The organism is Ruminococcus sp. BSD2780120874_150323_B10, from assembly GCF_015553695.1.
Lineage (GTDB): Bacteria > Bacillota > Clostridia > Oscillospirales > Acutalibacteraceae > Ruminococcoides > Ruminococcoides intestinale_A.
The window spans coordinates 61,325-73,447 of sequence record NZ_JADNHD010000005.1 but is presented as its reverse complement, the minus strand read 5'-3'; the positions used below and the strand labels follow the sequence as shown (position 1 = coordinate 73,447).

Genomic DNA, 12,123 nt, shown 5'->3' with positions numbered 1-12,123 from the left:
TTTTGAAAGTAGTCTGCCCTCTTAACCGACTACTACTTGACTACTTTTGAAGAATCTAATATAGCACATTTGGCGTGATTTGAGTCGGCGATTAGTCAGAAATATAAAAATGAATCTGCCTCTTATTTATAATTAACATTTTTAAAGAATCTCATATGCATTTTTGCACGGAATTTTTACATGCAAGCCTGTTGACCATGTTACATGATATGTTCCGAGTCTTTCAATTACATATGCGTGCGCCTGCGGTACTACTTTTACATTGCTTACGATTACTATAAGCAGGATTAAAAGGATAATTCCTAAAATAATAAGTCCTAACATTATTTACCTCTCATTCTGTTACGGGTTCTACTATGAGCTTGACGCCTTCTATTGCGAGAACCTTAACTTTTGTTTTTTTAAAAGCGGTGCTTTGTCGGACTTTACCGTCCACGTTTCCTGCTGAAAACCGCATTAGGATGGGAAAAGTTGAGGTTTGTTTATCTTGGAAATAACGCTTCGGAATGAACTCCTAAGCGGTAGGTCGGGGGGGCGAAGCCCTTTTGGCACGCCAAACCAAGCCCGCACCGAGGAGTTGTTTTTATGACTTTCGGTGCGGGTTTTTCTGTATCTCTTGATTTTTATTTAATATGAGAATATAATAAATTTCAACGGAATGTCGGCGGCTTGTGCCTGATTATTCGATATTCGTTTTTATTTAACAAAATATTACACAGATTAGGAAAAATGATATGATTATTAAAAGAGCTGTTTTACATATACTTGACTTCAATTCGGGAATGAGCGTTTTTTCTCAAAACGAACTCGACTGTACAGACGATACTGTAAGCACATTTCTTCAAAAGCACCTTGAAAAACTTCACAAGGATTCCGCGGGAAAAAGCGGTACTTTTAATACCGACAGCGGTTTTGCGGCGGCGCTGACGGAATACGGCAACAAAGGTCTTGAATTTATAGATTTCACTTCTCAAATTGCCAATGTTCTTTATGAGAATATTTCTCTTTCCGACAAACTTGACGCAATAGATTTTGTTGCGGCAGATTATATAAATGACGATTCCGACTACTTTGCAATTCTGCTTATAACCAACAAATCCGCCTATACTCATCAGGTAATTACAGATGAAAACGGTATTCATAACGAAATTATGAAGCATTACGCTATCCTGCCTGCCCCGTCGCAAAAAATAGATTCATATGCGATTATAAATATGAAAACGGGAGAAATACATTTTTCTGATAAAAGGCGCCAAATCGACGGTAACAGCGTATATGTACTTCCGGAAATACTGCTCGAATGTTCATCGGGCGTTTCCGCAAAAGAGGCTGTAAAAATCGTAAGGGAAACCGCAAACGAGGTTGCCGAAGAATACGGAGTAAACTCGGCAGTCGCCGTTTCAAAGGCAAAAAGCTACATTGTCGAAAACTGCGAGGAATCCGACACCATTTCCACACAGGAACTTGCCGAAAATATTTTTTCGGAGTCACCTGTTATGCAAGAGGCATTTGAAAAGAAAATCGAAGAAAAAGAAATACCCAAAGACTTAAAAATCGAAAAAACATCTGCCGTAAGAGCCAGCAAAAGTCAGAAAATAAAAACCGATACGGGCATAGAAATAACCGTACCCGTAGAATATTTTGAAGATGACAGATATATTGAGTTTATCAACAACAACGACGGCACAATTTCAATCGCACTTAAAAATATCGGCAAACTTATAAACAGATAAACCCGCTTTTTTAATTCGTAAAAAATTTTTGAATAATTTTTAAATAATGCTTGACAAATCAATCCGTATTTGATATAATCAATATCGCTGATTGAGATTACAGCATTTCGGCGACATAGCCAAGTGGTAAGGCACGAGTCTGCAAAACTCCGATTCCCCAGTTCGAATCTGGGTGTCGCCTCCAAATTTTGTAAAAGCACTTCGTAAGAGGTGCTTTTACAAATAACAATAACTTTATGGGAGCATAGCTCAGCTGGGAGAGCATCTGCCTTACAAGCAGAGGGTCATAGGTTCGAGTCCTATTGTTCCCACCAAAGGGTAAAAGTTTTATGCCTTTGCCCTTTTTATTATGCGGATGTAGCTCATCTGGTAGAGCGCCACCTTGCCAAGGTGGAGGTAGCGGGTTCGAGCCCCGTCATCCGCTCCAAAAAACATTAAAAAAGCACTCGTCTTTTGACGAGTGCTTTTTTGACTATATACCAACTTTTGATAAATAGGTTCTATTTTTAATATTGGGGTAATAATAAATTATAGTTTAGCAAATTGTTTCGACAGGTAATTATAAAAGTTTGGTCGACCTTTTCAAAGGTCGTGGGTGTGGGCAAAGCCCACAGATACTTTCCGTTTACGCAATCTGACGATAGCCAAACAGCTCGCTGTTTGGCGGCTTGAACGCAACGGCGAATGCCCTTAAATGCGATAGCAACAAAAAAGCCATTCATTAAACAATAAATAAGCAAATTCTTTTCTAAAAGGCTACCGCCTGTTTTTTCAAACTCGGTGCAAGCACGCAAACAGCGTGGCTGTTTGCGCCTGATAAATTGTTATATCGGAAGATTTTTATGGGCGCTGCCCAAACCCGCAATTTTTGAAAAAATTGAGTAAACTTTTTGTTTTTGGGAGGATAATTTAGCGTTAGCTAAATTTCAATCCCCGACCGACACTCCGCTAAACCGTAATTTATCCCAACTTTCTATAAAGAACCGATTTTTCTTACTTTTCTGCTCTACTGTCAATTTACCCTATCTGCAACCGTACGCCAAAATACTCGCCGTTTTATGCGGCGAGTATTTTTTAGCAAATATTATTCGATTAAACTTACATACTGTCGGCGGATTCTGCGATTTTCATTTGAAGATATGTAACATCCGTAATCATAATAAGACCATCACCGTCCAAATCTGCCGACAATACCTTTAAGTCGGATAATTTATGTCTGCCCGAAATAGACATTTGCAAAATTGTTGCGTCATTAACATCAATCTTACCGTCGCTGTTAAAATCTCCGAATACAGCCTTTGTTGTATCAATTTCATAACTGCCCGTAGAGTTGTCTGCGCTTACATATGCCACATAGCAAGTACCGCCCTTTGCCACAGATGTTGCGAATGTATATTTCTCATCTTTACCGAGAGTTTTACTGTTAATAACCTCGCCCTTTTCATTTAAAAGATATACATTCACACTGTCCATATGAGATGTTGCAAGAACCGCAAGCATTGCTTTCTTGTCAAAACTGTATTTAAAAATATCCACCTTGTCGGTTTCTGTCAAAAGTCCGCTGTAAATGGTTTCGGTTTCCGCATTGTTTGCGGTTTCGAGAGTATTGTTTGAACCCTCCTCGGTTTCGGAGAAAGATTCATAAAACGGCGTAAAAGTAAAGTCAACGCTGTACTTTCCCGTTACTTTTTCGTATGCCGAAATTTTTATTGTATATGTGCCTGCCGAAATATATAACTTCTCATTAAAACTTCCGCTGTGACAGCTTTCTTCAACATAATTATCCCCGATTATGTTTTATCAATATTTAATTTTATCTGTTCAAAAGTTACACCGTATTTTTTTGCAATATCTCTTGCGTAACTGCTTCCTTGCGGCGGTGAAATATAAACTTTAAACGAGCGTTCACCGTTGTCAACTCCCGTTACAAGGCTTTGTACAATACTTTTGCCCTCTGTTTTGGTGTTCATTTCGTCAAGGTTTTTAGCCAAATCGTGCATATGTGTGTTAAACACCGACCTTACTCCGAGGTAACGCATTGCCCGCACGACATCTTTTGCAATAAACAAACCCTCCGATACATTTGTGGTTGCAAGGCTTTCATTAAGCAAAAGCATACTGTTTTCGGTTGCAATATCAAAAATTTCCGCAAGTCTTTTGCTTTCTTCGCCAAGTCTGCCCAGGTCAACTGTGTCGTTTTCGTCTGCCGGAAAGTGCGTAAAAATATTATCGCAAGGACTGATTTTCAGCTCACGGCAAGGTGCGTAAATACCGTTTTGAGCAAGCAAAACAGCAAGACCGACAGCTTGAGTGAAAGTGGTCTTTCCTCCCCTGTTCGGACCCGTAAGAATATAAATTCTGCCTGATTTGTCGTCAAAATCAATATCATTTGCCACGATATTAAATTCTTCTCCGTTCACACGCTTTATGCCGAGTTTCAGATTATACACGCCTTTAGCAAAAATCTCTCTGTTTTCCGACGGCAGGATTTCGGGCTTGCACATAGCAAGTCCTTTTGCTCTGATTTTTTCAACCAGCTCTGCCCACCTTATATAAAAAACGATTTCAGGCATAAGCGCAGAAAGCGTGTATCCGCTGATATTTACATACTTTGTAAGCACGCTCTGAATGTCACGGACTGTTTTTCTCATAATATCGGTTACCGCCTTTTTAAGGCTGTCCGAAAGCGGGTCGGCGCCTGTCAATCCGCTTGAGGTTATATGAGGATTACCGTTTGTCGGCACTGCGTCAAGAGTACCGATTCCTATATCATTTTCCTTAAACTTCGGACTTGACGGGTGAAATTTCTTAATATCCGATATATCTGTACCGAAATGAATTTCATCTCCGTTGTTGGTAAACTTCATAAAATGCTGCATAAGTCCCGAAGATGTAAAAGCCTTATCGTTAAGCGACAAAATTCCCGCATTTTTCGGTCTTAACAAATCATCAAGATTTACTCCTATCGTAATGCTCTTTACTTTTTGCACCTTGGCAAAGGTTTCGTTAATATCGGCTTTTAACTGCGGAAAACCGCTGTTGGCATAAATATCGGTAACTTCTTTTTTCAGGGTAAGCAATCCCTCCGACTTTATATCAAGACTTTCAAGGCATTCTTTTATTTTTGTAATGCAATTAACATAACCGTCAATCTCTCGCAGACGGTTAATCAACTTCCATAAAGAAGACGCCTCGGTGTCCTTTTGAAATCTTGAAATGTCACGCAAATCGTTAAGTTCTTCAAGAAGTTGAGCAAGAGAATCACGCAGTTTCGGAAATCTAAGAAAATCGTCAAACACATCTCCCCTATATTTCACGGTTTCTGCATCGTCTGTAATTTCAGTCATAATTTTCATTATAACATTTTGCTCATATTCACTTTTGGTAAGCGCCTTACAAATAAAATCAAGCGAAAGGTCGTTTATACTTTCTTTTGTCAGGCTCTTGAATACCGCTTTTGAATTTTGCGGATTCAACAAACTTATTTCAGCCATAAGATTATACCGCCTTTTATAAAAAATATCTATATCTTCACAAAGTTAAGTTTAATATATTGTTAAACTTTCACTATATATAAAATAACATTATTTTCGTTAAATGTCAAAGATTTTTTGTTGCAGATTGTCAAACATTTAAGATTTTTAAAAATATAATAAAATTATTGTGATTTATTAGTCTGTTTTATGTACTCGTAACCTTGCACTATTATGCTCAATTTGCTATAATAAAATTTATAATCAGTAATTAAAGGAGCTTTATAAATGAAAGGTATTCGATTTTTTGCGGCGCTTTATGCCGCAAAGCTTGCGACTGTGGCACTTTCTGTAATGCACCGCAACGGTACTCATATGCCGGGTGTACTTGCTATGAAAATCTGCCCCGACTTTCTCGGCAGAATGGACAAGCCGAAAACAATCATCGGCATAACCGGCACAAACGGCAAAACCACAACTGCAAATATGATTAACGATATTCTTGCAGACAATGGGTATTCTCCTGTAAATAACCGTGCAGGCAGTAACATTCTCGGCGGTGTGGCAACAACCTTGATCTCCGCCGTTAATTTGAGAGGCAAAACAGTAAAAGACCTTGCTGTACTTGAGCTTGATGAACGCAGTTCAAGACTTATATATCCGTATGTTCATCCGACATACTTACTCTGCACAAACCTTTTCAGAGATTCTTACAAGCGTAATGCTCACTCTGAATTTATATTCGACATTCTCGACAAGCACATTCCAAAGCAGACAAAACTTGTTTTAAATGCAGACGACCTTGTAAGTGCAAGACTTGCCAAAGGCAATGACAGAGTATATTTCGGCATTGAGAAGCAGGACAACGAGGTTCTCAATGAGAATACAATAATCATCGACACTCCGCTTTGCCCCAAGTGCGGCAGCAGACTTGAATATGACTTCCGCCGTTATCATCATATCGGTTCGGCTCACTGTACAAAATGCGGTTTCCGTTCGCCAAAAGCCGATTACGATGTTACAAAGGTAAACGAAAGCACCGGAAGAATTACAATGTCGCTCAAGGGCAAACAGGCTGATTTTAAAGCAGTCGGTACTTCTGTTACTGATACCTACAACCTTGCAGGTGCGATTGCCGTTCTCTCCGAATTTGGTCTTAGCGCAGAGCAGCTTAAGAAATCCGTTGAAAAACTTGAAATTGTAAAGAGCCGTTATGACGAAGAAAAAATCGGCGACAAGCAGGTTATTATGAGTGTTGCAAAGGGACAGAACCCCGTAGCCTGCTCAAGAGTATTTTCTTCCATTAAAAATCACACAGGCAAAAAAGCCGTTGTACTTATGCTTGACGACCTCGGCGACGCCGAAGAAACAAGCGAAAACACAGCTTGGATATACGATACCGACTTTGAATTTTTAAATGACGATTCAATTACACAGGTAATTTGCAGCGGTGTTCGCCGTACAGACTACAAGGTAAGACTTCTGCTTGCAGGCGTTCCCGAAGAAAAAATTACTTGTGTTGAAAAAGAGTCCGATGCGGCAAATGAAGTTGACCTTGACAAAGCAGATACAATTTTCTTCCTTTATGATGTTTACACAACATCTTACGCCGCAATTTCAAAAAATACAATCAGTGACAGAATGGCTGAAAGGGGTGCAAAACAATGAAAATAGAAATTCTATTCCCTGAAATATGCAATCTTTTCGGCGATATGGGCAATATGAAATATCTGAAAAAATGTTTGCCGAACGCTGAATTTATTTCAACCGCATTTGGTGACAAACCGCTTTTTGCAAGCGAACAGCCAAATTTAATTTACCTTGCACCGTCAAACGAAAAAAATCAAGAGCTTATAATAAAAGCTCTGCTCCCCTACCGTGACAGACTCAAAGAATTGATTGACAACGGCACTCCTATGCTTTTCACGGGCAATTCGGGAGAAATTCTTTTTAAAGAGATAGAAAACTATGACGGCAGAAAAATCCCTGCGCTTAATATTTTTCCGTTTACCGCAAAGCGTGAGCAATACACAAGATTTAACGGTCTTAACCACGGCACAATGGCAGACGGAACAGAAATTCTCGGTTTCAGAAGCCAGTTTACATATTGGTTTGGTGATAATTCCGATTGTTTCTTTGTCAAATGCATTAAGGGAATCGGTATTAATAAAGAGTCCGATAAAGAGGGCATTATGGTGAACAATGCAATTGCCACGGCACAGCTCGGACCGCTCCTTGTAAATAACCCCGCATTTACAAAAAGATTATTAAAACTTATGGGCGCCGAAAACACCGCACTCGCATTTGAAGACGATGTAAAAAAAGCCTTTGAAATTCGCAAAGCAGAGTTTGAAAATTCAAAGACTAAATTTATTTTGTAATTAATATTTTAAGCATAAAGCCTGTTGATTCAGTATAATCGACAGGCTTTAATTATAGGTTCTATTTTTAAACTATTCAATAATACTTTTACAGTATTCCTACTGCTCATTAAATATAATCATTCACAGCAAAGTATCTCTCTCGGAACTTTGCCTTTGGTAGAATACACATTTATACCGTTTTCAATCTGCATAAAAATTGTATCGACAATTTCTTGAGTTATAACTTCGCCCTTTGCCACAATCGGAATCCCGGGCGGATATGCCCACACATACTCAAGTGAAATTTTATTAATACTGTTTTTCAATCTGTAAAAATCTCCGCTTTTGCCGCTGCAATCACAAGGATTCAGTGCTATGCGAGGCTGTGAAAGAAGCAGATTATTATAATTTAATTCTTTTGCAGAACATTCGCTGTCAATGATTTGTAACGCATTTACAAGTCTTGCAAAACCCTCATCAGTATCGCAAACTGTCGTAATCAGTAAAACATAGTCCGAGCATACCATTTCAGGCTCAATTTTAAAATCGTTTCTAAGTTTGTCCGCAAGCTGAACACCGTTAATATTCAGTCCTTTTACGGACACGGTAATTTTAGAAATATCAAAATCAAAAAAATTATGATTTTTGATATTATCATTGCCACAGCAAAGAACCTTTATATTTTTCAATTCTCGACATTTTTTGTTAAAAGAATTAAGCCTGATTATATATTCATCAAAAGCCTTTGTATTCTTACAAAAATCAAGGCACTTTTCGATTGACGACATAAAAACATATGACGGACTGCTGGTTTCAAAAATTGCAAGGTTTTCGGCAAGAGGATTGATTAATTCTTCGTTTGAAGTGAGCAAAAGCGCAGTTTGTGTAAGTGACGGCAAAGTTTTGTGCAAACTTGCCACCGCCACATCTGCTCCGCACTGTATTGCCTCAACAGGAAAGCTGCCCGAAAAAGGGAAATGCGCTCCATGTGCCTCGTCAACAAGTACCGACACATTATGTAAATGCGCAATTTTGCTTATCTCTTTTATATCTGATACCGCTCCCTCATAGGTCGGCGAAGTAATAATCAACAGCTTTGCATCGGGATTTTCCCTGATTGCTTTTTCTGCCTGTGACGGTGTAATCGAACAGTTTATACCAAACTCTTTATCAACTTTCGGCACAATATATTCGGGTTTTAATCCGCAAAGCTCAAGCGCATTATAAACAGACTTGTGACTGTTGCGGGCAACAATCACCTTATCTCCCCTGTCGGTCATGGCACGAACAGCAGATAATATTCCGCCCGTTGCGCCGTTTACAAGCAAAAATGCTTTCTTAACATTATATAATTTCTCCGCAAGGCTCTGCACTTCAAGAATACAACTCTCCGCATTATGCAAATTGTCAAAGCCGTCAATCTCTGTAAGGTCAATTTCATAAGGCATTATGCCGTCACAAAGCATAGGATTGCGTTTATGTCCCGGCATATGAAATGGATATACTCCGCTTTCGGAATACATTTTTAATTTATCGTACAGCATTACCAGTCAGTGCCAAACTCTCTTAATTCAAGTCCCTTGTTATGCTCAAGCGCCCAGTCAATACTCCAATAACTTGTAAACAGCAACAAATGATTGCCTTTTAAGTCCTGTATACGCTTTGTATCTGACGCAAGGTCAAGTTCCTTTGGATTTACATCTTTATTTACAATCCATCTGATATATTCGTAAGGCAGATTTTCCATAATAATATCAACATTGTATTCGTTTTCAAGGCGGTATTTAAGAACATCAAACTGCAACACGCCTACTACGCCTACAATTACTTCTTCCATACCTGCGTCAAGCTCCTGGAAAATCTGAATTGCACCTTCCTGCGCAATCTGACTTGTACCCTTTATGAACTGCTTACGCTTCATAGTATCTTTCTGACGAACAAGTGCAAAATGCTCGGGTGCAAAGGTAGGAATACCCTTAAACTGAACTTTCTTCCCCGGTGAACAGATTGTATCGCCTATAGAGAAAATACCCGGGTCAAACACACCGATAATATCGCCTGCGTACGCCTCTTCTACAATTTCTCTTTCCTGCGCCATAATCTGTTGTGGCTGAGAAAGACGCATTTTTTTGTTGCCCTGAAGGTGGTAAACCTCCATATTTTTCTCAAACTTGCCACTGCAAATTCTCATAAACGCAACTCTGTCACGGTGCGCCTTATTCATATTTGCCTGAATTTTAAATACAAATGCAGAGAAATAATCAGACATCGGCTCAACAATGCCGTCAACGGTTTCTCTTGCAAGAGGTGAAGTTGTAATCTTTAAAAACTGCTCAAGGAACGGCTCTACGCCGAAGTTTGTAAGAGCCGAGCCAAAGAATACGGGAGTAAGCTCGCCTCGTCTTACAGCCTCAAGGTCAAAGTCATCGCCTGCACCGTCAAGGAGTTCAATATCATCAAACAAATCCTGTCTGTGGTACATACCGATTACATCATCAATGTTCGGGTCATCGAGAGTGATTTCTTTTTTCTCAACTTCTTTCTGACCGTTGTTAGCGGTAAATGCAAGAATTTTCTTTGAATTTCTGTCATACACACCCTTAAATTCTTTACCCGAACCGATAGGCCAGTTTACAGGGCAGGTATGAATACCGAGTACATTTTCAATATCCTCAAGCAAATCAAAAGGATTTTTCGCATCTCTGTCCATCTTATTGATAAATGTAATAATCGGAATATGGCGCATTACACAAACCTTAAAAAGTTTGATAGTCTGTCGCTCAACACCCTTTGAACCGTCAATTACCATTACCGCCGAATCGGCAGCCATAAGTGTACGGTAGGTATCTTCGGAGAAGTCCTGATGTCCGGGGGTGTCAAGAATATTTATGCAGTAGCCGTTATACTTAAACTGCAAAACAGAAGAAGTAACGGAAATACCACGCTGTTTTTCAATTTCCATCCAGTCCGATACTGCGTGCTTTGCAGTACGCTTGCCCTTTACAGAGCCTGCAAGATTGATTGCTCCGCCGTATAAAAGGAGTTTTTCTGTAAGTGTTGTTTTACCCGCATCAGGGTGCGAAATAATCGCAAAAGTCCTGCGCTTGCTGATTTCTTCGTTTAATGAACTCATCTTTTACAATCCTTTCGGAATCATTTTACATACTTTTCTACAATACTATATTTTACTATTTTTCTTATATATATGTCAATAAAACGGACGAAAAATATTTGTTTTACGGTATATAAAAAATCAATTGCTACAAAAGCTTGACAAATTTGTAATTTTATTGTAATATATAGTTGATGAAGGTAATAAATTCATTTTATATTTTGTTTTTTCCTATTTTTTCATATACCTTCCAAATCGGGGCAGGAGTTTTACTTCTGCCTCAAATTCTTTTACGGAGATTATTATGAGTAAATCAATCGGACTGTATCTGCATATCCCATTTTGCAAAAGCAAATGCCCTTACTGCGATTTTTACAGCACAAGGGCGGGCGAATATGAATATAACGACTATGTTATTGCTTTAAAAGAAAAATTAAAATATTGGAGCAATCACTTTAACGGAACTGTAAAGACCGTATATATCGGCGGAGGCACTCCGAGCGTTCTCGGAGCGGAAAGGCTTTGCGATATTCTTAGTTCCGTAAAAGAAAATTTTACACTCGAAAGCAATGCGGAAATCACGGTTGAAGTAAACCCTGACAGCGGAAAAAAACTTGATTTTGCCTTAATGAAAAATACAGGCTTTAACCGCTTGTCAATCGGTATGCAAAGCGCAGTACCCGCCGAATTAAAAAAGCTCGGCAGAATACACACCGCCGAAGACGCAAAACATACGGCAGAGCTTGCACAAGCTGCGGGAATTACCAACATTTCACTTGACCTTATGACAGGTATTCCTCTGCAAACAAAGGAAACTCTGAAACAATCCGTTGACTTTTGCGCTCAATGCGGAGTCACTCATATTTCATCGTATATTTTGAAAATTGAGGAAAACACAAAATTTGCGCAAATAGAATCAAAATTAAATCTTCCGAGCGATGACGAGCAGGCTGAACTCTACCTATATACAGTTGAATTGCTTGAACAATACGGATATATGCAATATGAAATTTCAAATTTTGCAAAAAAAGGTTTTGAAAGCAGACATAATTCAAGCTATTGGGAGTGCGGCGAGTACATCGGAATAGGTCCGTCCGCTCATTCATTCTTTAACGGTAAAAGATTTTTCTATGACAGAAGTATAGAGAATTTCAAAGCAAACAAAATTATCAATGACGGCGAGGGCGGCACTGCCGAAGAATATATTATGCTGTCTTTGCGATTGAAAAAGGGACTCGATACCGAAGAATATGCCAAAAAATACGGTACTCCGTTGCCGCAGAGTTTTTTCAAAAAAACTGATTTGTATGTAAAAAACGGTTTTATGGAACACAACGGCACTTCTTTTTCTTTTACTCCGAAAGGCTTTTTGGTTTCAAACACAATACTCGCCGATTTAATATAACTTAATTTTTAACAATTTTATAAAATAATGTTAATTT

9 protein-coding genes and 3 tRNA genes are annotated in these 12,123 nt (G+C 38.9%); 7 read left to right on the top strand and 5 right to left on the bottom strand.

Annotated features, from left to right (window positions below; translation table 11 throughout):
- Positions 1-141: 141 nt before the first annotated feature.
- Positions 142-324, bottom strand: coding sequence for a hypothetical protein (locus tag I2E21_RS04780; RefSeq protein ID WP_347708280.1), 183 nt, complete (start codon positions 322-324; stop codon positions 142-144).
- A gap of 410 nt (positions 325-734) precedes the next feature.
- On the opposite strand from I2E21_RS04780, the gene I2E21_RS04775 reads away from it, so the two are divergent.
- The 4 genes from I2E21_RS04775 (at position 735) to I2E21_RS04760 (ending at position 2,160) form a co-directional block, all read left to right on the top strand.
- Positions 735-1,733 carry a nucleoid-associated protein gene (locus tag I2E21_RS04775; RefSeq protein ID WP_195410586.1) on the top strand — a complete coding sequence of 333 codons (999 nt, stop codon included), beginning with the start codon at positions 735-737 and terminating at the stop codon, positions 1,731-1,733.
- Between the two features lie 109 nt (positions 1,734-1,842).
- Positions 1,843-1,917, top strand: a tRNA-Cys gene (locus I2E21_RS04770).
- A 54-nt stretch (positions 1,918-1,971) separates the two neighbouring features.
- Positions 1,972-2,047, top strand: a tRNA-Val gene (locus tag I2E21_RS04765).
- Positions 2,048-2,084: 37 nt separating this feature from the next.
- A tRNA-Gly gene (locus tag I2E21_RS04760) sits at positions 2,085-2,160 on the top strand.
- Between the two features lie 671 nt (positions 2,161-2,831).
- On the opposite strand, the gene I2E21_RS04755 is transcribed toward I2E21_RS04760, so the two are convergent.
- Positions 2,832-3,287, bottom strand: coding sequence for a dockerin type I repeat-containing protein (locus tag I2E21_RS04755; RefSeq protein WP_195410585.1), 456 nt, complete (start codon positions 3,285-3,287; stop codon positions 2,832-2,834).
- Between the two features lie 236 nt (positions 3,288-3,523).
- A complete protein-coding gene (locus tag I2E21_RS04750; RefSeq protein ID WP_195410584.1) occupies positions 3,524-5,227 on the bottom strand; it encodes a DNA mismatch repair protein in 1,704 nt (567 codons plus the stop codon).
- Between the two features lie 267 nt (positions 5,228-5,494).
- On the opposite strand from I2E21_RS04750, the gene I2E21_RS04745 reads away from it, so the two are divergent.
- Both I2E21_RS04745 and I2E21_RS04740 read left to right on the top strand, forming a co-directional pair.
- Complete coding sequence (locus I2E21_RS04745) at positions 5,495-6,874, top strand: Mur ligase family protein (protein ID WP_195410583.1); 1,380 nt, start codon at positions 5,495-5,497, stop codon at positions 6,872-6,874.
- The gene (locus I2E21_RS04740; protein WP_195410582.1) at positions 6,871-7,587 is read left to right on the top strand and encodes a hypothetical protein; all 717 of its coding nucleotides are present in this window, start codon (positions 6,871-6,873) and stop codon (positions 7,585-7,587) included. Before I2E21_RS04745 ends, I2E21_RS04740 begins: the two co-directional genes overlap by 4 nt.
- A gap of 119 nt (positions 7,588-7,706) precedes the next feature.
- Here I2E21_RS04740 and I2E21_RS04735 read toward each other — a convergent pair whose 3' ends face one another.
- Together I2E21_RS04735 and I2E21_RS04730 are read right to left on the bottom strand one after the other, a co-directional pair.
- Positions 7,707-9,113, bottom strand: a complete 1,407-nt coding sequence (locus tag I2E21_RS04735) for an aminotransferase class I/II-fold pyridoxal phosphate-dependent enzyme (RefSeq protein WP_195410581.1) — start codon at positions 9,111-9,113, stop codon at positions 7,707-7,709.
- Positions 9,113-10,702 (bottom strand): peptide chain release factor 3, encoded by a 1,590-nt coding sequence (locus I2E21_RS04730; RefSeq protein WP_195410580.1) that lies wholly within the window; start codon positions 10,700-10,702, stop codon positions 9,113-9,115. The genes I2E21_RS04735 and I2E21_RS04730 overlap by 1 nt, the downstream gene beginning before the upstream one ends.
- A gap of 283 nt (positions 10,703-10,985) precedes the next feature.
- Between I2E21_RS04730 and hemW the strand changes: the two genes are divergently transcribed.
- Positions 10,986-12,086, top strand: coding sequence for a radical SAM family heme chaperone HemW (gene hemW, locus I2E21_RS04725; RefSeq protein ID WP_195410579.1), 1,101 nt, complete (start codon positions 10,986-10,988; stop codon positions 12,084-12,086).
- Positions 12,087-12,123: the final 37 nt, after the last annotated feature.

What these genes read in the sequence shown, in the direction of transcription:
- I2E21_RS04780 (WP_347708280.1), bottom strand. Translation starts at nt 324, where the DNA reads ATGTTAGGACTTATTATTTTAGGAATTATCCTTTTAATCCTGCTTATA.
- I2E21_RS04775 (WP_195410586.1), top strand. Translation starts at nt 735, where the DNA reads ATGATTATTAAAAGAGCTGTTTTACATATACTTGACTTCAATTCGGGA.
- I2E21_RS04750 (WP_195410584.1), bottom strand. Translation starts at nt 5,227, where the DNA reads ATGGCTGAAATAAGTTTGTTGAATCCGCAAAATTCAAAAGCGGTATTC.
- I2E21_RS04745 (WP_195410583.1), top strand. Translation starts at nt 5,495, where the DNA reads ATGAAAGGTATTCGATTTTTTGCGGCGCTTTATGCCGCAAAGCTTGCG.
- I2E21_RS04740 (WP_195410582.1), top strand. Translation starts at nt 6,871, where the DNA reads ATGAAAATAGAAATTCTATTCCCTGAAATATGCAATCTTTTCGGCGAT.
- I2E21_RS04735 (WP_195410581.1), bottom strand. Translation starts at nt 9,113, where the DNA reads ATGCTGTACGATAAATTAAAAATGTATTCCGAAAGCGGAGTATATCCA.
- I2E21_RS04730 (WP_195410580.1), bottom strand. Translation starts at nt 10,702, where the DNA reads ATGAGTTCATTAAACGAAGAAATCAGCAAGCGCAGGACTTTTGCGATT.
- hemW (WP_195410579.1), top strand. Translation starts at nt 10,986, where the DNA reads ATGAGTAAATCAATCGGACTGTATCTGCATATCCCATTTTGCAAAAGC.